15 protein-coding genes are annotated in these 21,873 nt (G+C 58.8%); 5 read left to right on the top strand and 10 right to left on the bottom strand.

The features are described 5' to 3' along the window. The first annotated feature begins 33 nt into the window (after positions 1-33). Positions 34-747, top strand: a complete 714-nt coding sequence (gene fadR, locus BN1143_RS01315) for a fatty acid metabolism transcriptional regulator FadR (protein WP_005300356.1) — start codon at positions 34-36, stop codon at positions 745-747. Positions 748-812: 65 nt separating this feature from the next. On the opposite strand, the gene BN1143_RS01310 is transcribed toward fadR, so the two are convergent. The 4 genes from BN1143_RS01310 to BN1143_RS01295 all read right to left on the bottom strand — a co-directional run bounded on the left by BN1143_RS01310 (position 813) and on the right by BN1143_RS01295 (position 8,053). Then, entirely contained in the window at positions 813-2,330 is a 1,518-nt protein-coding gene (locus BN1143_RS01310; RefSeq protein ID WP_005300359.1) for a SpoVR family protein, read from the bottom strand. A gap of 10 nt (positions 2,331-2,340) precedes the next feature. Further along, positions 2,341-3,612, bottom strand: coding sequence for a YeaH/YhbH family protein (locus BN1143_RS01305; protein ID WP_017782662.1), 1,272 nt, complete (start codon positions 3,610-3,612; stop codon positions 2,341-2,343). A 23-nt stretch (positions 3,613-3,635) separates the two neighbouring features. After that, positions 3,636-5,558 carry a PrkA family serine protein kinase gene (locus BN1143_RS01300; RefSeq protein WP_005300364.1) on the bottom strand — a complete coding sequence of 641 codons (1,923 nt, stop codon included), beginning with the start codon at positions 5,556-5,558 and terminating at the stop codon, positions 3,636-3,638. A gap of 566 nt (positions 5,559-6,124) precedes the next feature. Then, entirely contained in the window at positions 6,125-8,053 is a 1,929-nt protein-coding gene (locus BN1143_RS01295) for a RecQ family ATP-dependent DNA helicase (protein ID WP_042049365.1), read from the bottom strand. Positions 8,054-8,393: 340 nt separating this feature from the next. Here BN1143_RS01295 and sstT point away from each other — a divergent pair, with 340 nt between their 5' ends. Further along, entirely contained in the window at positions 8,394-9,644 is a 1,251-nt protein-coding gene (gene sstT / locus BN1143_RS01290) for a serine/threonine transporter SstT (protein WP_010634121.1), read from the top strand. Between the two features lie 440 nt (positions 9,645-10,084). Here sstT and BN1143_RS01280 read toward each other — a convergent pair whose 3' ends face one another. The 3 genes from BN1143_RS01280 to pabB form a co-directional block, all read right to left on the bottom strand. Continuing rightward, positions 10,085-11,383, bottom strand: a complete 1,299-nt coding sequence (locus BN1143_RS01280) for a serine/threonine transporter (RefSeq protein ID WP_042049363.1) — start codon at positions 11,381-11,383, stop codon at positions 10,085-10,087. 216 nt (positions 11,384-11,599) lie between these two features. Continuing rightward, the gene (locus BN1143_RS01275; protein ID WP_005300376.1) at positions 11,600-12,166 is read right to left on the bottom strand and encodes a CoA pyrophosphatase; all 567 of its coding nucleotides are present in this window, start codon (positions 12,164-12,166) and stop codon (positions 11,600-11,602) included. 50 nt (positions 12,167-12,216) lie between these two features. After that, the gene (pabB, locus tag BN1143_RS01270) at positions 12,217-13,551 is read right to left on the bottom strand and encodes an aminodeoxychorismate synthase component 1 (RefSeq protein WP_042049362.1); all 1,335 of its coding nucleotides are present in this window, start codon (positions 13,549-13,551) and stop codon (positions 12,217-12,219) included. Positions 13,552-13,799: 248 nt separating this feature from the next. Here pabB and BN1143_RS01265 point away from each other — a divergent pair, with 248 nt between their 5' ends. Further along, on the top strand, positions 13,800-15,323 hold the full coding sequence (locus BN1143_RS01265; RefSeq protein ID WP_010634118.1) for a fumarate hydratase: 1,524 nt from the start codon (positions 13,800-13,802) through the stop codon (positions 15,321-15,323). A 395-nt stretch (positions 15,324-15,718) separates the two neighbouring features. Here the strand turns inward: BN1143_RS01265 and BN1143_RS01260 are convergent, their stop codons facing one another. Next, positions 15,719-16,204: a cell division inhibitor gene (locus BN1143_RS01260; RefSeq protein ID WP_042049361.1), complete on the bottom strand. Its 486-nt coding sequence runs from the start codon at positions 16,202-16,204 to the stop codon at positions 15,719-15,721. Positions 16,205-16,437: 233 nt separating this feature from the next. On the opposite strand from BN1143_RS01260, the gene BN1143_RS01255 reads away from it, so the two are divergent. Both BN1143_RS01255 and BN1143_RS01250 read left to right on the top strand, forming a co-directional pair. Beyond that, a complete protein-coding gene (locus BN1143_RS01255; protein ID WP_005300391.1) occupies positions 16,438-16,635 on the top strand; it encodes a DUF4250 domain-containing protein in 198 nt (65 codons plus the stop codon). 384 nt (positions 16,636-17,019) lie between these two features. After that, on the top strand, positions 17,020-19,494 hold the full coding sequence (locus BN1143_RS01250) for a glycogen/starch/alpha-glucan phosphorylase (protein ID WP_005300394.1): 2,475 nt from the start codon (positions 17,020-17,022) through the stop codon (positions 19,492-19,494). A 326-nt stretch (positions 19,495-19,820) separates the two neighbouring features. Here BN1143_RS01250 and BN1143_RS01245 read toward each other — a convergent pair whose 3' ends face one another. Both BN1143_RS01245 and trxC read right to left on the bottom strand, forming a co-directional pair. Further along, entirely contained in the window at positions 19,821-21,209 is a 1,389-nt protein-coding gene (locus BN1143_RS01245) for an SLC13 family permease (RefSeq protein ID WP_005300397.1), read from the bottom strand. A 154-nt stretch (positions 21,210-21,363) separates the two neighbouring features. Beyond that, positions 21,364-21,804, bottom strand: coding sequence for a thioredoxin TrxC (gene trxC / locus BN1143_RS01240; protein WP_042049360.1), 441 nt, complete (start codon positions 21,802-21,804; stop codon positions 21,364-21,366). Positions 21,805-21,873: the final 69 nt, after the last annotated feature.

Genomic DNA, 21,873 nt, shown 5'->3' with positions numbered 1-21,873 from the left:
AGCCTTTTTTACGTACTACAACAGAGTCACTACATGGTCATAAAAGCGCAGAGCCCCGCAGGGTTTGCCGAGGAATACATCATCGAGTCCATCTGGAACAATCGCTTTCCTCCAGGATCCATCTTGCCGGCCGAGCGCGAGCTGTCCGAGCTGATTGGCGTGACCCGAACCACCTTGCGTGAAGTGCTGCAGCGTCTGGCCCGCGATGGCTGGCTCACCATCCAGCATGGCAAACCGACCAAGGTGAACAACTTCTGGGAGACCTCGGGACTCAACATTCTGGAGACCCTGGCTCGCCTCGATCAGGACAAGGTACCGGATCTGGTGGCTCAGCTGCTGTCGGCGCGTACCAACATCTGCACCATCTTCATTCGTGGCGCGATCCGCAACAACCCGGAGCAGGCCGCCGAAATCCTGCGCGGCGCTGCCGAGGTGGAGAACAGCGCCGAAGCCTATGCGGACTTCGACTACCGGTTGCACCATCAGCTGTCGTTCGCCTCCGGCAACCCCATCTACGCCTTGATCCTGAACGGTTTCAAAGGGCTGTACAGCCGGGTTGGCCGCTACTACTTCTCCGACAAGCAGGCGCGTGAAACCGCGGATGCCTACTACAAGACCCTGCTTAACCTGGCCGAGACCAAGAATCACGAAGCCGTGTTCATGACGGTGCGCCAATACGGCATCGAGTCCGGCAAACTCTGGACCCGTCTGCGCCAGGACATGCCGAGCAATCTCTGCGACAACTGAGCCTGTTCTGATGCAAGAAAAACGCGCCGATTGGCGCGTTTTTTTATGGCTGCAAGGTGAGGGGATCAGACCGGTTTCTTCTCCGGGCAGCGCCCTATGATGTCGGGAGGCAGTTCACCATTGTCCTGCTCCAGTATCACATCGAAGCCCCAGAGCTGGTGCAGGTGCTTGAGCACCTCGTGACGGGAGTCCCCCAGCGGGATCCGGTTGTGTGGCACATAGCGCAGGGTGAGGGAGCGATCCCCCTTCACCGCCACGTTGTAGACCTGGATGTTGGGCTCCAGATTGCTCAGGTTGTACTGGGCTGACAGGGTGTTGCGCACCTGACGATAGCCTTCGTCATTGTGGATGGCCGAGACCTTCAGGTAGTTCTTCAGATCGTCGTCATCGATGGCAAACAGCTTCATGTCGCGCATCACCTTGGGACTCAGGAACTGGCTGATGAAGCTCTCGTCCTTGAAGTTCTGCATGGCGAAATGCAGCGTCTCCACCCAGTTGCTGCCGGCGTAGTCGGGGAACCAGTATCTGTCCTCCTCGGTCGGGTGCTCGCAGATGCGGCGCAGATCGGTGAACATGGCAAAACCGAGGGCGTAGGGGTTGATCCCCGAGTAGTAGCGACTGTTGTAGGGGGGCTGATAGACCACGTTGGTGTGGCTGTGCAGTACCTCGATCATGAAGCGATCGCTTATCTTGCCCTCGTCATAGAGGTGATTGAGGATGGTGTAGTGCCAGAAGGTGGCCCACCCTTCGTTCATCACCTGGGTCTGTTTCTGCGGGTAGAAGTACTGGCTGATCTTGCGCACGATACGTACGATCTCGCGCTGCCAGGGCTCCAGCAGGGGGGCATTCTTCTCGATGAAATAGAGAATGTTCTCCTGCGGCTCGGCAGGGTAGCGCCTGTCTTCCACCCCGGAGGCCTTGTGCTGTTTGGGCAGGGTGCGCCACAGCTCGTTGACCTGGGTCTGCAGATAGTCTTCCCGCGCCTTCTGGCGTCGCTTCTCTTCGGCCATGGAGATCTTCTGAGGCCGCTTGTAACGATCCACCCCGAAGTTCATCAGCGCATGGCAGGAGTCGAGCAGTTTCTCCACCGCGTCGATGCCGTGCTTCTCTTCGCATTCGGTGATGTAGTTCTTGGCAAACAGCAGATAGTCGATGATGGAAGAGGCATCTGTCCAGGCCTTGAACAGATAGTTGTTCTTGAAGAAGGAGTTGTGGCCGTAGCAGGCGTGGGCCATCACCAGGGCCTGCATCGGCATGGTGTTCTCCTCCATCAGATAGGCGATGCAGGGATCGGAGTTGATGACGATCTCGTAGGCCAGCCCCATCTGGCCACGCTTGTAGTTGCGCTCGGTATGGATGAAGCGCTTGCCGAATGACCAGTGCTGATAACCGATGGGCATGCCGACGCTGGAGTAGGCATCCATCATCTGCTCCGCCGTGATCACCTCTATCTGGTTGGGGTAGGTGTCCAGTCGATAGAATTTGGCGACCCGGGCTATTTCTTGATGGTAAATGTCCAGCAGGTCGAAGTTCCAGTCCGGGCCATCGTCCAGCGGCGCTACTTTTCTTGCGGTTTCTACCATATGACCTCCCTCAAGCCGCTTGCTTCTTGAACAGCTCCCGGAATACCGGATAGATATCCTCGACCTTGCGAATATGCTCCATCGCGAAGTGGGGGAACTGGCTGGCGACCGACTCATACTCGTGCCACAGGGTCTGGTGAGCACGGGTGGTGATCTCGATGTAGGAGTAGTACCGCACCCGCGGCATGATGTCCCGCACCAGGATCTCCCGGCACTGCGGCGAGTCGTCGGCCCAGTTGTCACCATCTGACGCCTGTGCTGCGTAGATGTTCCACTGGTTGGCGGGGTAACGTTCGTTGATGATGTCGTTCATCATCTTGAGCGCACTGGAGACTATGGTGCCGCCCGTCTCCTGGGAGTAGAAAAATTCGTGCTCGTCCACTTCCTTGGCCTGGGTGTGGTGACGGATGTAGACCACTTCGACGTTCTTGTAGGTCCGGCTCAGGAACAGATAGAGCAGGATATAGAAACGCTTGGCCATCTCCTTGGTGGCCTGATCCATGGAGCCTGACACGTCCATCAGGCAGAACATCACCGCCTGGCTGGAAGGCACGGGCCGTTTGACGAAGTTGTTGAACTTGAGATCGAAGGTGTCGATAAAGGGCACCGCATCGATCCGCCTCTTCAGCTCACGGATCTCTTTTTCGAGCTGGGCCATCTCCGCAAAGTGTTCGTTGGGATCGGCGGCCAACAGGGCGAGACGATCCTCCAGTTCGTGCAGTTGGCGTTTCTTGCCTGCCTGCAGCGCCATGCGGCGGGCCAGCGAGTTTTGCAGTGAACGCACCACGTTGATGTTGGCGGGCACCCCGTTGGAGGTGTAACCCGCCCGGTAGGTTTTGACTTCCATCAGCTGATTGAGCTGGGTTTTTTGCAGCCTCGGCAATTCCAGATCTTCAAACAGCAGGTCCAGATACTCATCCTTGGAGATCTGGAAGACGAAGTCGTCCGCCCCCTCTCCCTGATTGGAAGCCTGCCCCTCGCCGGAGCCCTGACCGCCACCTCCTCCCTTGGGGCGGTCAATCTTGTCGCCGGAGACGAACTGGTCGTTGCCGGGGTGCACCATCTCCCGTTTACCGCCTTGCCCCTGATGGAAATGGGGCTCGCCGATGTCCTTGGTCGGGATGCTGATGCTCTCGCCGGTATCCACGTCCTGAATGCTGCGCTTGGAGACAGCATCAGAGACCGCTTGTTTGATCTGCTTCTTGTAGCGGCGGATGAAGCGCTGCCGATTGACAGCGCTTTTGTTTTTACCGTTGAGCCTGCGGTCGATAAAATGCGCCATAACTCCCCCTTGAACAGTCAGGGTCAGGATGACTTGCGTACCCTGAGATACCACTCGGAGAGCAGACGCACCTGTTTGCGGGTGTAGCCTTTCTCCATCATCCGTTCGACAAAGTTATCGTGCTTCTTCTGCTCCTCGGCCGAGGTTTTGCTGTTGAAGGAGATAACCGGCAGCAGCTCTTCCGTGTTGGAGAACATCTTCTTCTCGATCACGGTGCGCAGCTTCTCGTAACTGGTCCAGTTGGGGTTACGGCCTGCATTGTTGGCGCGGGCACGCAGCACGAAGTTGACGATTTCGTTGCGGAAATCCTTCGGGTTGCTGATCCCGGCGGGTTTTTCAATTTTCTCCAGCTCGCTGTTGAGGGATGCACGGTCAAACAGCTGGCCGGTCTCGGGGTCACGGTACTCCTGATCCTGGATCCAGAAATCGGCGTAGGTGACATAGCGATCGAAGATGTTCTGACCGTACTCGGAGTAGGACTCGAGGTAGGCGGTCTGGATCTCCTTGCCGATGAACTCCACGTAGCGCGGGGTCAGATAGCCCTTGATGAACTCAAGGTAGCGGTCGTGTAGCTCCTGCGGGAACTGCTCGCGCTCGATCTGCTGCTCCAGCACATAGAAGAGGTGTACCGGGTTGGCCGCCACTTCCGCGTGATCGAAGTTGAAGACGCGGGAGAGGATCTTGAACGCAAAGCGGGTGGAGAGGCCATTCATCCCCTCGTCGACGCCGGCGTAATCGCGGTACTCCTGATAACTCTTCGCCTTGGGATCTGTGTCTTTGAGGCTTTCGCCGTCATAGACCCGCATCTTGGAGTAGATGCTGGAGTTTTCCGGCTCCTTGAGGCGCGACAACACGGAGAACTGGCCCAGCAGCTCCAGGGTCCCCGGGGCGCACTTGGCATCGGTCAGCTCACTGTTGACCAGCAGCTTCTCGTAGATCTTCACCTCTTCCGACACCCGCAGGCAGTAAGGCACCTTGACGATGTAGACCCGGTCGAGGAAGGCCTCGTTATTCTTGTTGTTGCGGAACTGCTGCCACTCGGATTCGTTGGAGTGAGCCAGCAGGATGCCGTCGAAGGGGAGGGCGGATAGCCCCTCGGTACCGTTGTAGTTGCCCTCCTGGGTGGCGGTCAGCAGTGGGTGCAGCACCTTGATGGGGGCCTTGAACATCTCGACGAACTCCATGATCCCCTGGTTCGCCTTGCACAGTGCGCCTGAGTAGGAGTAAGCGTCGGCGTCATCCTGGGCGAAGTGCTCCAGCATGCGGATGTCCACCTTGCCGACCAGAGAGGAGATGTCCTGGTTGTTGTCATCGCCCGGTTCGGTCTTGGCGATGGCAATCTGGTCGAGGATGGAGGGGTTGACCTTCTCCACCTTGAACTTGGTGATGTCGCCACCAAACTCGTGCAGCCGCTTGGCGACCCAGGGGGACATGATAGGGCGCAGGTAGCGGCGCGGGATGCCGTACTCTTTTTCCAGCAGCTCGCCATCTTCTTCGATGTCGAACAGGCAGAAGGGGTGATCGTTGACCGGTGACCCCTTGATGCGATAGATAGGCACCTTCTGCATCAGGGATTTGAGTTTTTCTGCCAGCGAGGATTTACCACCGCCGACCGGGCCCAGCAGATAGAGGATCTGTTTCTTCTCTTCCAGCCCCTGGGCGGAGTGTTTGAGATAGGAGACGATCTGTTCGATGGCCTCTTCCATGCCGTAGAAGTCTTTGAAGGCGGGATAGCGTGCCACGACGCGGTTGGAAAAAAGACGACTGAGTCTGGGATTGGCAGAGGTGTCGACCATCTCAGGCTCACCGATGGCGGTCAGCAGACGTTCGGCGGCGGAGGCGTAGCAGGACTTGTCCTGTTTACACATATCCAGGAACTCCTGGATGCTGTATTCCTCTTCCCTGGCTTTCTCATATCGCTGTTGATAATGCTCGAAGATGCCCATAACTTTGCCCTCGTTATAGTCGCTTACCCTGAAAAGAGTGGATCACTACTTTTGTTCTGTTTACCTCATTAAGCCTAGTCAACAGCCCCCAGTAATCCATCACCAACTATTGGTTTAAATTTGCAAGGGTACTTCCCGACCCGATGCGGGAAGGCGCAATCAGTGACACACCTATGTTACTGACTGTTAAATTATTTTTGCCATGATAGTGAGGCAAATGTCAAAGACATAAAAAATAAATGTTTGTCAAAAAATGGAAACTGCACCGCATTGTTCCTGGCCGGCTGCCGCAAGCGCAGTCAGGGCAAGGGGGAGCGCGCCACGCAGCAGAAATGGCATTACGTTTACGTGCACGTAAAGTCAATTGTTTGGTGTTTTAGCTCTAATTTTTACATTGACGCTACATTGCGACTACTCTAGATTGGCCTTGTGTCGGGCAGTCAGCGCTTTAGCAAGAGAGTGGCTGGTTGCCGATACAAAGCTCTGTTTAAGCACGTTTCCGTTGGCTTGACCCTCGCAAATGCGAGGGTCTTATTTTTTCAGCGCAATCGGCGCTGCTTGGTGAGCTAGTGATCGTGGTGGACCGGATAAATGCGGGAAACCGCCGCCAGCACATCGGCGAAGGGGTGGGATGCCAGCTGGCCAAATCCGGCCAGGCTTTTCGCCTTGACCCGGGTGGTGAGCGGCGTGGCGATGCCGCACAGAAAGCGGGTCAGGACGCGCGGATGCCGGGTGTGACACAGGGCCACCAGGGGATCGCACCAGGCTTTTAGCCCCTGTTCATTGGGCAGTGTCCGGCCAGGCAAGGGAGGGAGCTCTGCCACCTCGCCCCGACAGACCGAGCAGTGCCCGCAATGAGTGGGCGCAGCCTGATCGGCAAAGTAGCGTGCCAGTTCATGGCTCAGGCAACTGCTTGAGGTAAAGAAACCCAGCAATGCCTGCAGACGGGCCAGCTCGCTTTGTTCTTTCTTTTCAAACAAGCTGTGCAGCTCATCGGCCAGGGTAGTTACGTCAATCTCCTGGCGCAGCACCCGGTAAACCTCGGTCATCTGCTTGCTTTCCAGTTCGATCCAGCCCTGCTGCTGCAGGTAGTCCAAGGCCGCCGCCGCGCGGTGCCGCTCCCCCTGATAGCTTTGCCAGAGCGCATCGAAGTCCATGGTGCACCAGCTGCGGGCCTGCGGGGCGCAGGCGAACAGCTGCTCCAGGAACAGGCGTCGCTCCGGATTGAAGCGGGCCAGGATCTCCGCTTTCTCCAGCACGAACTTGAAACGGTACTCGGCAAAGTAGCTGTAGGCCGGGGCTATGATGCCCGCCATCTCCAGATAGACCAGCAGGGTCTTGAGCGGCAGCTGGCGGATGTTGGTCTCATTGGACAGACGCAGCAGGCTGAATTCCCACTGGCTGCCGCTTTGTAGCAGGATCTCGAGCAGCGCGACGATGGCCGAGCGATCCGGAGTGTCGCCATAGACGAAATTCTCCAGCACCGGCAACTGGCTGCGATTGGCCAGCACGATGCAGCGGGAAGGCAGGCCGTCGCGGCCGGCACGGCCTATCTCCTGGCTGTAGTTTTCGATGGACTTGGGCAGATCGTAATGGATCACCCGGCGAATATCGGCCTTGTCGATGCCCATGCCAAAGGCGATGGTGGCCACGATGCAATCCAGCTTGCCGGTCATGAAGTCGTGCTGGATCTGGCTGCGCAAGGTGGCGTCGAGCCCGGCATGATAGGCTCGGGCCCTGATCCCGCGCTGCTGCAACTGGGCGGCACAGGTTTCGGCAGTGTGTTGCAGGGTGACGTAGATGATGGTAGGTGCGGCGGGATCGCGCGCCAGTTCCCCATGCAGCCAGCCATCGCGCGCCTCGGTGGGCAGGGAGACGACGGCTAGGTCCAGGTTGGCGCGATAAAAGCCGGTGACGATGAGCCCGTCATCCTCGATGTCGAATTTAGCCTGCATGTCGGCCATCACGGCCGGGGTGGCGGTTGCCGTCAGCAGCAGCACCTGGGGAATGGCCAGTTCGCGGCGATAGTCAGGCAGCTTGAGGTAGTCGGGGCGAAAGTTGTGGCCCCATTCCGAAATGCAGTGAGCCTCGTCCACCACCAGCATTGACAGCGGCACCTGCTGGATGAAGCGGCGAAAGCGCTCGTTCTTGAGGCGCTCCACCGAGATCATCAGGATCTTGAGCTGGCCGTCGTTGGCCTGCTGCATCACCCGGCGGCTCTCCTCCGCTGTCAGGCTGGAGTCGAGGGTGGCGGCGGCGATCCCCTTGCTGCGCAAAAAGGCGAGCTGATCGTGCATCAGTGCGATCAGGGGGGAGATCACCAGGGTCAGGTGGGGCAGGGCCAGTGCCGGCAACTGATAGCAGAGGGATTTGCCTGAACCGGTGGGGAAGATGGCGGCGGCGTTCTTGCCCGCCAGCAGCCGGCTGATCACCTCTTCCTGTCCTGGCCTCAACCGATCGAAGCCAAAGTGACGGGTCAACAGGGATGAGATCATGGCAAAGGCTCCGCGGCAAAACCGTCATGATACCACCGCCGGGTGGAGGCTGGCGGCCAATCGGGAGGGAAAATGGCATCCATTTGATGCGTTGTTGATATTGTGTTATCTCGGTGTTGTAGGTTTTTTGTGAGGCGAAGCGGATATTTTTCAGTGATTCTGTGGAAAAAAGCGGCTGCAGATGGGATATTCCTTGTCCGCAACCCCGTGTGTTTCCGGACAGGCTCGACAGAAGGCTTGCCGGGGCAGACGACGCCAGCCCGTGACATGGGTGTCGCCTGGTGTAGCGGTTGCCAACAGGACTAATGATTCACGCACTTAGGTGCTCAGGGACTATTTGATGACACAACAACACCCCCTCATAAGACTGGTCAACAGCACCAGCCTGGTTAGCCAGATCCTGGTCGGTCTGGTCTTCGGTATCCTCCTTGCCATGTTCATGCCGGAATGGGCCAAAGCGGCGGGTCTGCTCGGCAGCCTGTTCGTCGGCGCCTTGAAGGCGGTGGCGCCGCTGCTGGTCTTCGTACTGGTGATGGCGGCGATCATCGGCCACAAGCAGGGTCAAAAAACCAACATGAAGCCGATCCTGCTGCTCTATCTGCTGGGAACTTTCCTGGCGGCTGCGGTGGCCGTGGTTGCAAGCTTCCTGTTCCCCACCAACCTGCACCTGGTGGCGAACAGTGCCGAGATCACCCCGCCCGGCGGCATCACCGAGGTGCTGCAGACCCTGCTGTTCAACGTGGTGACCAACCCGGTCAAGGCGCTGCTGGACGCCAACTACATCGGCATTCTGGCCTGGGCCATCGGCCTTGGCATCGCCATGCGCCACGCCAGCGAGGGGACCAAAGCGGTGATCACCGACCTGTCCCACGGCGTCTCCACCATTGTGAAAGCGGTGATCCGCTGCGCACCGCTCGGCATTCTGGGCCTGGTAGCCTCCACCCTGGCGGAAACCGGTTTTGAGGCCCTGTTTGGCTATGCCCAACTGCTGGTGGTGCTGATCGGCTGCATGCTGTTCATCGCCTTCGTGGTCAACCCGCTCATCGTATTCTGGAAGATCCGCCGCAACCCCTATCCGCTGGTGCTGACCTGCCTGAAAGAGAGCGGCGTCACCGCCTTCTTCACCCGCAGCTCCGCCGCCAACATTCCGGTCAACATGACGCTGTGCGAAAAACTGCGTCTGCCAGAGGATACCTACGCGGTCTCCATCCCGCTGGGCGCCACCATCAACATGGCCGGTGCGGCCATCACCATTACCGTGCTCTCCATGGCGGCGGTCCACACCCTGGGGATGGACGTGGATCCGGCGACGGCCATTCTGCTCTCCGTGGTTGCGACCGTCAGTGCCTGCGGCGCCTCCGGTGTGGCTGGCGGCTCCCTGCTGCTGATCCCGCTGGCATGCAGCCTGTTTGGCATCAGCAACGACATCGCCATGCAGGTGGTGGCGGTCGGCTTTATCATCGGCGTGCTGCAGGACTCCGCAGAGACGGCCCTCAACAGCTCCACCGACGTGCTGTTCACCGCCGCGGCCTGCATGGCCGAAGATGAGACCCTGCTGGACATCTCGCCGGTGCCCAACAGCGAAGCCTGATAGCCGTATCTTCCTATCACAACGACAACGCCCTCATTCGAGGGCGTTTTTTATTGCCGCCCGGATGGGTAGGGTAGCTGTCGTGACTCCTGGCAACCCTCCCGGCAAACAGAGAAGAAGGCTTCACGACCTGAAACCCGGCAGATATCACTGAGTCTGGATGAAGGGGGTGTGCGAGCGTGGAAGAGGGAGGGCTTTGCCGTCTCGGATGATGCGGCAGGAGTTGATCGGCTTGACGGCGGCTCGATACACCAGCCCGAGCAGGGTGGGTCGTCAGAGCGAAAACGTGAGCAGGCATGGCCGGGTTGTTGTGGCTTACCAGCCAACTCGCTCTCAAGGGAGCATCTCTTTTTGCCTCGTGAAGATCTGCAATCAGCCTTGCACCATAAAAAAATGCCAGCCGGTTACCCGGCTGGCATTGTTGCTGGTCTCTGTCAGTGTCAGCCGATCAGCTGGTAGAGAATGGCGGAGATGGCAGTCATCCCCATCAGGGCCACGAAGGCGTTGCTGATGTGGCCCTGATATTTCGCCATGGCCGGCACGCGCTTGATGGCGTACATCGGCATGATGAACAGGATGGTGGCGATGATGGGGCCGCCCATCGACTCGATCATGCCGAGGATGGAGGGGTTGATCACAGCAGTGCCCCACAGGGTCAGGATGAAGAAGGCGATGATGAAGATCTCGACCTTCTTGTGGTTCGGCTCCTTGCCTGACTTGCGCAGGTTCTGGACGATCATCCCCTTCAGGCCTTCACGGGCACCCAGGTAGTGGCCGAAGAAGGAGGAGACGATGGCCACGAACGCCACCAGCGGACCGAAGTAGGAGATGATGGGGCTTGAGTGCTGGTTGGCCAGGTAGGAGAGCACGGCAATGTTCTGGGACTTGGCCTCGGCCAGCTGTGCCGGGGTCAGGCTCATCACGCAGGAGAAGACGAAGAACATCACGAAACCGAGCAGGATGGTCGCGGTGCGCTTGAGGATGGCGTCAGACTTCTCGACCGCCTGCTCGCCGTGATCGCGGCGCTGGGCCAGGGAGAAGCTGGAGATCGCCGGGCTGTGGTTGAAGGAGAACACCAGCACCGGGATGGTCAGCCACAGGGTGATGGCAAAGTCCTTGCCGGACGGTACCTGGGAGAGGGCGGCACCGGTCCAGTCCGGGATCAGGTAGAAGGAGATCCCCACCAGGATGGCGATGAGCGGGTAGACCAGGAACTCGGTCACTTTGAGCATCAGCTTCTCGCCAGCCAGCATCACCGACATCATGCCCATGATCAGCACGATGGAGAGGATCCAGCGCGGCGGCGCCGTCATCTGCAGCTGGTTGACCATGAAGCTTTCCACGGTATTGGTGATGCCCACCCCGTAGATCAGCACGATGGGGTAGATGGCGAAGAAGTAGAGCAGGGTGATTAATTTGCCGGCACCCACGCCGAAGTGCTCTTCCACCACTTCCGTGATGTCTGCATTGGGTTTGCTTGACGAGAGCACGAAGCGGGCGAGGCCGCGGTGTGCCAGATAGGTCATGGGGCCGACCAGCAGCGCCATGACCACCAGCGGCCAGAAGCCGCCCATGCCGGCGTTGATGGGCAGGAACAGGATGCCGGCGCCGACGGCGGTACCGAACAGGCTGATTACCCAGCGAGTGTCTTGTTTGGTCCAACCACGCGATTGGACTGAGCGGATTCCTTGCTCCTGTGAGGTCGCAACATCCTGTGCGCCGGTGACAGTATTAGACATGTGTCTCACCCCTGAATTGTGGTTTTTATAGGATCGGCGCAAGGATACGGTTTTTTTAATCAAAAATGTTGATCAAATTCACCTTTATGGGACTGAAAACCGCACTCTTTTATGGAAATGTGATCGAAAGAAGAATTAATCAATTATTTTTTATAAAACATCACGTTATTTTAGTGTTAACGCATGAATATTGCACAGGCATTTGTTGGCAATATGTTATCTGGATAGTTGCCGTGACAGCTGGCGGATCATGCTGGCGGTTGCACCCCAGATAAAATGGTCCTGCCAGGGGATCCAGTAGATGGTATGCAGGTGATCGGCTCTGGGAATGGTCAGGGCGATATGATGGCGCGGATCCAGCAGGTGGTTGAGCGGCACTTCGAAGGCCTGGTCGACCTCGTCCCGGCTCAGGGTGAGCTGATAGTCGGCCGCCACCAGTCCCAGCACCGGCAGCACGTCATATTGCGAGACGGTGTTGAGGGGAGCGAGGGTGCCAAGCACCTCTATCTGGGCCGGGACTATGCCCAGCTCTTCCTGGGTTTCCCGCAGCGCCGTGTGGATCAGATCCCGGTCATCCGGATCCTGCCTGCCACCGGGGAAGCTTATCTGTCCCGCGTGGTGACGCAGGTGCGGACTGCGCCGGGTCAGCAGCAATTGCAGGCCGTCGGCCCGTTCAACCAGCGGCAGCAGCACGGCGGCGGGCTTGAGCCCGGCCACCGTCAGCCGGTGAGCGGGGGCGGGACGTTGCAACAAAAAGCGGGTCAGCAGTTCTGCTCGTTCCATCTCGATTCTTCTTCACTCCTGCAAGTCGCTGAGATCATTTTGTCAGGTTTTCAACGCAGTGCGTCCAGCAGTGGCAGGATGCGGGCCACCTTGTCATAGGTTTCCTGATATTCGTCGTCCACGTCGGAGTCGGCGATGACGCCGCCGCCGGCCCAGCAGTGGAGCTGGCCCTGTGCGGCGATCAGGGTGCGGATGCAGATGCTGGTGTCCATCCGGCCGTGCTGGCTGAGGTAGCCGATGCTGCCGCAGTAGGCGTTGCGCCGCTGGGGCTCCAGCTCCTCGATGATCTCCATGGCCCGGATCTTGGGGGCGCCTGTGATGGAGCCACCGGGGAAGCAGGCGCGCAGCAGATCCACGCCCTGCCAGCGGGCATCCAGTTCGCCGTGGATGGTGGAGACTAGGTGGTGCACCGCCGGGAAGGATTCCACCGCAAACAGGCTGGGCACGCTGACCGAACCGGGCCGGCTCACCCGGCCGATGTCGTTGCGCAGCAGATCCACGATCATCAGATTTTCCGATCTGTCCTTGTCGGCCTCCGCCAGCTCGCGGGCACTGGCCTGATCCAGCGTAGGGTCGGCCAGCCGCGGACGAGTACCCTTGATGGGCTTGGTCTCGATGTGGCGCTGGTCGAGCAGCAGGAAACGCTCGGGCGAGAGGCTCAGGATGGCCCCTTGCGGCAAGCGCAGGAAGGCCGAGAAGGGAGCGCGGTTGGCCCGTGACAACGCCTGGTAGGCTTGCCACTCGTCACCCCGATAGGGGGCGCTGAAACGCTGGGTCAGGTTGATCTGGTAGCAATCCCCTGCCGCCAGATAGGCCTGCACCCGGGCAAATTTGTCGCCATATTCGGCGCGGCTCATGTTGCTGCGCCAGGGGCCAGCAAGGGCGAAGGGGTCTGCGGCAAGCTCGTGCTGCGCCTCCAGCCACTGCAGCCGGCGGGCAAGGCCGGCCTCGTCGCCCCAGTGCACCAGCAGCCATTTGCCTGTTGCCACTTCCCGCAGCAGGGCCCAGTCATAGATGCCGACCGCCATGTCAGGGATGGTGACGTCGCGGGCGGCCAGGTTCGGCAGACGCTCGAAGCGGCGGCCCAGATCATAGCCAAACAGGCCGAGCGCCCCGCCGATGAAGGGCAGGGGGGGCGCTTGACTGGTGATCTCTCCCAGCAGATCGCGCTGGTACCGGGCCAGCAGGGTAAGCGGATCATCTTCACTGGACTCGTGTTGATCTCCCTGCTCGATGCGGGTCAGCGCCCCGTCGGTCTGCAGGGTGGCCAGCGGATCGGCGGTGATGATATCGAAGCGGTTATCCGCACCCAGCGGGCCGGCGGATCCCAGCAACATGGCCCAGGGCTGGTGGTGAAGGCGGGCGAACAGCGCATGGAGCGCCATCTGGTGTTCAAAATGGTGGATATGCAGCGTTGGTTTCATTTTTTGTTACACAGGCAACAGTTTACAGCCTGCTCCCTAGCCGGTACGGGGGTGGCAAGCGTATCATAGGCGCCGGAATTTTTAGAAAAAACGCGCCGTTGTCTTATCGGGCAGACAGGCAGACCGCCTGGCACCACCCCACCGAAGCACGGCTCATATGGAAGCCCTTGCTCCAACCCACACGGGAGACAAGGACCAGTGAGGATGATATGAGCATCATTAAAAAACAGGATTTTATCGATTCCATCGCCGACGCCCTGCAGTACATCTCCTACTACCACCCCCTCGATTTCGTGCATGCCGCCAAGGCTGCCTATGACCGGGAGATCAACCCGGCCGCCAAGGATGCCCTGGCCCAGATCCTGATCAACTCCCGCATGTCCGCCGAAGGCCATCGTCCGCTCTGCCAGGATACAGGCATCGTCACCTGCTTCGTCAAGATCGGCATGCAGGTGCAGTGGGACAGCGACATGACGGTGCAGGAGATGGTGGATGAAGGGACGCGCCGTGCCTACACCAACCCGGACAACCCGCTGCGAGCCTCTGTGCTGGCCGACCCCGCCGGCAGCCGCAAGAACACCAAAGACAACGCCCCGGCCGTGGTGCACATCGACATGATCCCGGGCAACAAGGTGGAAGTGAGCATCGCGGCCAAGGGCGGCGGCTCCGAGAACAAATCCAAGATGGTGATGCTCAACCCCTCCGACGACGTCGTCGAGTGGGTGCTCAAGACAGTGCCGACCATGGGGGCCGGCTGGTGTCCGCCGGGCATGCTGGGCATCGGTATCGGCGGTACTGCCGAGAAGGCGGCCGTGCTGGCCAAGGAAGCGTTGATGGAGCACATCGACATCCAGGAGCTGATCGCCCGTGGTCCCGAGACCACAGAGGAGAAATTGCGGGTTGAGCTCTACGACAAGGTCAACAAGCTCGGCATCGGTGCCCAGGGCCTCGGCGGCCTCACGACCGTGCTGGACGTGAAGGTGAAATCCGCCCCGACCCATGCCGCTTCCAAGCCGGTGGTGATGATCCCCAACTGCGCGGCCACCCGCCATGTCCACTTCGAGCTGGATGGTTCCGGCCCGGCCGAGCTGACCCCGCCGAAACTGGAAGATTGGCCGGAGATCACCCGTTCGGCCGGCGGCAACGTGCGCCGGGTCAATGTCGACGGCATTACCAAGGCAGAGCTCGCCAGCTGGAAGAGCGGGGATACCGTGCTGCTCTCCGGCAAGATCCTCACCGGTCGCGATGCCGCTCACAAGCGCATTGCCGACATGTTGAAAAAAGGTGAGGGGCTGCCGGAAGGGGTCGATTTCACCAACCGCTTCATCTATTACGTGGGCCCGGTCGATGCCGTGCGTGACGAAGTGGTCGGCCCGGCCGGCCCGACCACCTCCACCCGGATGGACAAGTTTACCGACATGATGCTGGGGGAAACCGGCCTCATCGGCATGATCGGCAAGTCCGAGCGGGGCCCCAAGACGGTCGAGAGCATCAAGCAGCACCAGGCCGTCTATCTGATGGCCGTCGGTGGTGCCGCCTATCTGGTGGCCAAGGCCATCAAGAAGGCGCGGGTGGTGGCCTTCGCCGATCTGGGCATGGAAGCCATCTATGAGTTCGAAGTCGAGGACATGCCGGTAACCGTGGCGGTTGACTCCCAGGGCAACAATATCCACGAGACCGGGCCGGCCTACTGGTCTGCCAAGATTGCCGAGCTCGATGGCAAGCTGGCGTGAGTTGAAGATGTATGAGGGCTGTTCACCTGCGGTATGGAGACGGGTCTTTATGCCCTGAGTGCACGGGTGCGATGCGCGACTGCCATGGATGTGGCCGTCATGCAGCCTCAGCCATAACAAACAAAACGAAGGCGACCCCAGGGTCGCCTTTTCTTTTCCTCTGCGTGTCAGTCGTGCGAATTTGAACTGCCAACTGACGCTCTCTGTGCGTGGTGCACAAGGCTGTCAACGCTGGATCCCACGTCCGTCAGTCGGCTGGCGTCTCTTCACCCTTGCCACTGTTGTCTGGTAGCAAGGGCTCTTTTTACTCTGTGATTGGCAAACGATTCATCACCCAATTCAAAAACCGCTGTCAAATCAACCTAACCGCATGTCTTCTCACACGATTGGGTGGATCAGTGATTGAGATAGACATCTTGTCCGCCATAGACCAGCGAGCCACCATGAGCGGGGGAGGAGGCGACTGGCTCGAAGAAACGGGTCAATACGCCACAGCGTTGCCCCAGCTTGCTCAGCTTGACCCGATCCAGCGTGACCTGTTCCGGAAGCCAGGTCAGCACGGCGGCGCAGCGGCCGTTGCCCAGACTCTGCTCCAGCGTGGATTGCCAGTTCTTGATCTTGGGGCTGTGTACCACCAGTACCCGAGCCGGATTGATCCCCTGTGCCTGCAACTGTTTGGCCACGGGCAGACCGGGTGGCGCGATGAGCAGGATCCAGCCCGTGTCACCCTGGCTCAAGCGCACCAGCTCATCGAGCAGCGGCGGCTCCCGGGTGAGGCTCGCAGAGTGGCGATATTCGTCCTGCTTGCCCTGATGGCGAGTGGGCCAGGGGGTGCTCATGCTGGCGACGGAGACAAGGGTGTGGCTCATGGGCTGGCTCATATGTTTTCCTGTATGAATAACCATGCTGTATGCGCATACAGTAGTTGTTGTTCGCAGTAGTGACAAGCCGTTTGTGGCCAAAAATGTGATCTGAACGGTAATGAAAGAAGTTAACTAATTGATTTTAAAATATATAAACTTCAATCTTGAGGTGGGTGTTTTTCAGGCTATGGACAAAGCGGGCAGGGGCGCCCATGGTTATACAGTATGTCCTGTACAGAGGAGAGATGAGGATGGACGTCAGCACCTTGCAACGACTGGATGCCAATATCCTGCTCGGGATCATCAATGAGAAGCTGCGCCTGGAGTGCGACGGGCTGGAGGAATTGCTGGCCTATTACGACATGACGGAAGACCAGCTTGCCACCCGCCTGTTGCAGATTGGCTACCACTACGATCCCATGAGCAACCAGTTCAAGGCTCACGGTTGATCGGCGAACACTCCCCGAATGGCACTGTTCTATTTTTTCATGAATGGCGCACATTGAAATCGTTTTCAATGTGCGCTGAATTTTCAGTTATTTTCATGGATTTTCAGCGCTTGGCAATCGTTGAAAACCTATTCATGAATTTATATTTGCGATATAGACTTAAGGTTTTGATTTTAAAGGAAATGATGGGTTTGTGTTTGCAGGTTTCAGGAAAGGGTTTTCAAACTTGAACTGTCATTTTTATACGTTAAAGTGTGACTTGCGTTAACTTTTCAAGCTGCGGCTTTAGCTAGTATGCCCACGCCGGAACATATTCTCAGATAACAACAGCACCGGTCCCTGATGGGATAACAATTTATTATTCTGTAACGAAGGAAATGGTTTATGGCTACCAAGAAGAAGACAGACCAGGATCTCCAACTGGATAAAGATCAGCTCAAGGCGAGTATCGTGCGTCACCTGCGTTCTACCTTGGGTACAAGCGAACAGAAAGCCTCGCCAGAAGCGTGGTGGAAAGCGACCGCAGCCGCCGTCAACGAACAGGTGTACGAGCGCCTGACCCGCACTCAGCAGACTCACTTCAAGAAAGATACTCGTGCAATTCACTATCTCTCTGCTGAATTCCTGATGGGGCGCCTGACCTCCAACAACCTGCACAACCTCTCCCTGTACAAGATTTGCGAAGAGGCGTTGGGCGAACTCGGTCTGGAACTGACCGATCTGTGTGAACAAGAGCCCGACATGGCACTCGGCAACGGCGGCCTGGGCCGTCTGGCCGCCTGCTTCATCGATTCGCTGGCGACCCTGAACTACCCGGCGGTCGGCTATGGCATCCACTACGAGCACGGTCTGTTCCGTCAGGAAATTCAGGATGGCCGTCAGATTGAGCGTCCGGACTCCTGGCGCGAATATGGCAACCCTTGGGAGATCTGCCGCCCGGAATCGGTGCAGGAGATCCCGCTCTACGGTTACGTGGAGACCGTCTTTGGTGACAACGGCGGCCTCAAGAAGGTGTGGCACGCCGGTCGCAAGATCAAAGGGGTGCCCTGGGATATTCCGGTAGTCGGTTTTGGCGGTCATACCGTCAACATCCTGCGCCTGTGGGAGTCTCGCGCCTCCGAGTTTTTTGACTGGGACGTGTTCAACGCTGGTGGTTATATCGACTCCCAGGCGGAAAAAGCCCAGGCCGAGACCATCTCCAAGGTGCTCTATCCGAACGACGAGACCGACGCGGGCAAAGAGCTGCGCCTGATCCAGCAGTACTTCTTCTGTGCCTGCTCCATCAAGGACATCATGCGTCGCTACAAGCGGGTGCATGGCGCCGATTTCAGCAACTTTGCCGCCCAGATCGCCATTCAGCTCAACGATACCCACCCCACCGTCGCCATCCCCGAACTGATGCGGGTGCTGGTGGACGAAGAGGGGCTGACCTGGGAAGCGGCCTGGGCCATCAGCTACCAGGTGTTCTCCTACACCAACCACACCCTGCTGCCGGAAGCGCTGGAGAAGTGGTCGGTCAGCCTGTTCGAGAAGGTGCTGCCGCGCCATCTCGAGATCATTTACGAAATCAACGCCCGTTTCCTGGGCGAGCTGGTGGAGCCCAAGTGGCCGGGCAACGACGCCATCAAGGCCAAGCTCTCCATCATCGAAGAGGGAGCGGTGCGCAAGGTGCGCATGGGCAACCTGTGTGTCATCGGCTCCTCCAAGGTGAACGGCGTGGCCGAGATCCACTCCAAGCTGGTGAAGGAAGATCTCTTCCCCGAGTATGCCGAGCTGTGGCCCGAGAAGATGTGCAACGTCACCAACGGCGTGACCCCCCGTCGCTGGCTGCTGGCCTGCAACCCGGAACTGGCCGAGCTCTACAACGAAGTGGTGGGCAAGGAGTGGCCGCTGCAACTGGACAAGCTGCGCAGCGTCACCAAGTTTGCCGACGACAAGGCCTTCCAGAAGCAGTTCATGACCATCAAGCGCCACAACAAGGAGAAGCTGGTCAAGGTCATCAAGGCGGAAACCGGTATCGAGGTCAGTGCCGAGGCGATCTTCGACGTCCAGATCAAGCGTCTGCACGAGTACAAGCGCCAGCAACTGAACCTCATCCACATCATGGCGCTCTATCGTCGTCTGCTGGCCAACCCCGACTACGACATGCATCCGCGGGTATTCATCTTCGGCTCCAAGGCGGCGCCCGGTTACAAGCTGGCCAAGGACATCATCTACGCCATCAACAAGCTGGCGGAGCGGGTCAACAATGACACCCGCATTCAGGGCAAGCTGAAAGTGGTGTTCATGCCGAACTACCGGGTGAGCCTGGCCGAGAAGCTGATCCCGGCGGCCGACGTCTCCGAGCAGATCTCCACTGCCGGTTATGAAGCCTCCGGTACTGGCAACATGAAGATGGCCCTGAACGGTGCCATCACCATAGGTACCCTGGACGGCGCCAACATCGAGATCGCCGAAGAGGCGGGGGCCGAGAACTGCGCCATCTTCGGTCTGAACGTGGACGAGGTGAAGGCACTGAAGGGGCGTGGTTACAACCCTTATGACTTCTACTACGCCAACTCCGAGCTCAAAGCCGTGCTGGACTGGTTTGATACCGACTACTTCACGCCGGGTCGTCCGGGCGAGCTCTCCTCCATCAAGCGCTCCTTGCTGGAAGGGGGGGATCCCTACCTGACGCTGGCCGATTTTGCCTCCTACTCGGAAGCACACAAGCTGATCGATACCTGGTATCGGGATCCGGCACTGTGGGCCAAGAAGGCCATCATCAACTCGGCCACCATGGGCAAGTTCAACTCCGACCGCTCCATCCAGGACTATGTGGATCGGATCTGGAATCTGAAGCCCTGCAGCATCGGCTGACCAGAGAGCAAACCCAAACCCCCGCCATGCGGGGGTTTTTTTATTGGGCGTGGGCGGCGTTGGTTGTGTGAATGCGGGACAAAAGCAAACTGCCCAACTGCCCAACTGCCCAACTGCCCAACTGCCCAACTGCCCGACTGCCCGACTGCCCGACTGCCCGACTGCCCGACTGCCCATTGCCACCCTCTGCATACAGTTCTGCTATTTGAGGACGTGTGACGTCGAATGAGGGGGCTGAGGACGGGAGAAAAAGGTGCGCACTCGAGTGTCGGCAGGCGAGAGAGGCAATAAAAAAGGCCCCGTCAGGGGCCTTGGTATCTGGTTTGTCAGTGCAGTATGTCGCCCATGAAGTAGGCGAGCATGGTCAGAATGACGGTGAAGACCAGGTTCAGCACCAGGCCGGCCCGCATCATCTCACGTTGTTTGATGTAACCGCTGGCGAACACGATAGCATTGGGCGGGGTGGCCACCGGCAGCATGAAGGCGCAGGAGGCGCCGACGGCGATCAGCACGGAAACGACGATGGGGGAGACCCCCAGCGCCTCGGCGACCCCGGCAAACAGCGGCACCAGCAGGGCGGCGGTGGCGGTGTTGGAGACCAGCTCGGTCAGGAACACCACGAACGCGGCCAGGCAGAGCAGAATGATGAAGATCGGCATGGTGGCCAGACCGTTGGAGAGGTGTTCCGCCAGGAAGGCGTTGGCGCCGGTCTGCTTCAGGATGGCGCTTAAGGTGAGGCCACCGCCGAACAGCATCAGCACGCCCCAGTCGGTGTTCTGGTTGATGTCATCCCAGCTGGCCACCCGGCTGATGGCAATGGCCACGATGGCGCCCATGGCGATCAGGGTATCGAACTGGGGAATGCCCCCCATTGCCTTGGCGATGGGTTGGGAGCCGATCCACAGCAGTACCGTGGTCAGGAAGATGAGCAGGGTGATCTTGCGTTGACCGGTCCACTGGATGGTCACCTTCTCGGTGCTGACCTGATGGGAGAGGTCGGGGCGCGTCACCAGATACAGCAGGCCGATGCCCACCGGCATGAAGATAAGCACCACCGGGATGCCAAACTTCATCCAGTCGGTGAAACCCAGCCCCATCTGGGCGGCCGCGATGGCGTTGGGCGGGCTGCCCACCAGGGTGCCGATACCGCCGATGCTGGCGCTGTAGGCGACCCCCAGCAGGACGAAGACCAGGGTGCGGCGCTCCTTGTGGGCGTCGATGCCTTTGAGCATGCCGAGGGCCAGCGGCATCATCATGGCGGCGGTGGCGGTGTTGCTGATCCACATGGAGAGGGCGGCCGTGATGGTGAAGAGCACGATGGCGGCCCAGCCGAGGTGACCCTTGGCAAGCTGCATCACCTTGGCGGCGATCTGGGTATCCAGCCCTTGTTTGGAGAGGGCTGCAGCCAGTGCGAAGCCGCCGAAGAAGAGAAACAGCACCGGGTTGGCGAAATCCGTCAGGGACTTGCTCATGTCAAACACCCCGAGCAGGGTCGCAAGTACCGGGATGGAGAGGGCCGTGATGGTGATGTTGACTGCTTCTGTCAGCCAGAGAATGGCGATGAAGACCAGGATCCCCAGCCCCTTGTTGACGTTGGGGTCAAACGGCAGCCAGGCGAGCATGGCACAGAGCAGCAGGACATCCAGGATGACGATCCCGGATTTGACGTCCAGCCAGCGTGATGGGGTAGTAGAGGGTACTGCAGATGTGTGCATATCGTTCTCTCGGTTAATTTATGGTTGTTGTTGTGTTGCCGAGATTACATTCATCCCCCCGTTTGAAACAGGGGGATCTGGTCAAAGCATGCCGAGACTCACAGAGTCAAGATAAGTTAAAACATAAAGAAAACATAAATTAAACAAGTTGGTATCATTTGTGGCTGATCAGGAAGGAGGCAAGCCACTCCTTGAACAGACTGGGGGGCAGGGAGCCGCTGCGCTGAGCCAGCATCTTGCCCTGCTTGAATACCATCAGGGTGGGGATGCTGCGAATGGCGTAGCGGGCCGCGATGGCGGCCTGTTGCTCGGTATCGACCTTGACGAAGCGGATTTTTGGCTCAAGTTCACTGGCAACTTGTTGAAAAACAGGTGAAAATTGAAGGCATGGTCCACACCAGCTGGCCCAGAAGTCGACCACGACCGGGATGTCGGACTGGATCAGGGTATCGAACTGCTGCTCCTGGCCGGTGACCGGGGTGGTGGCGAACAGTCCGCTCTTGCAGCGACCACACTTCGCGTTTGAATCCACATTCTCCTCGGGCAGGCGGTTCCTGGTGAAGCAATGGCTACAATAGGTAGTGATAAATGACATAATTGATTCCTGTATGCATAAGCCCTGCAACATCTTTATTGCACTGTCAGGGCAGAGTAACGGTAACAT

The sequence above is a fragment of the Aeromonas dhakensis genome, assembly GCF_000820305.1.
In the GTDB taxonomy this organism is placed as follows: domain Bacteria; phylum Pseudomonadota; class Gammaproteobacteria; order Enterobacterales; family Aeromonadaceae; genus Aeromonas; species Aeromonas dhakensis.
Note: the sequence above shows the minus strand (reverse complement) of the source record. Positions and strands in the feature narration are given on the sequence as shown.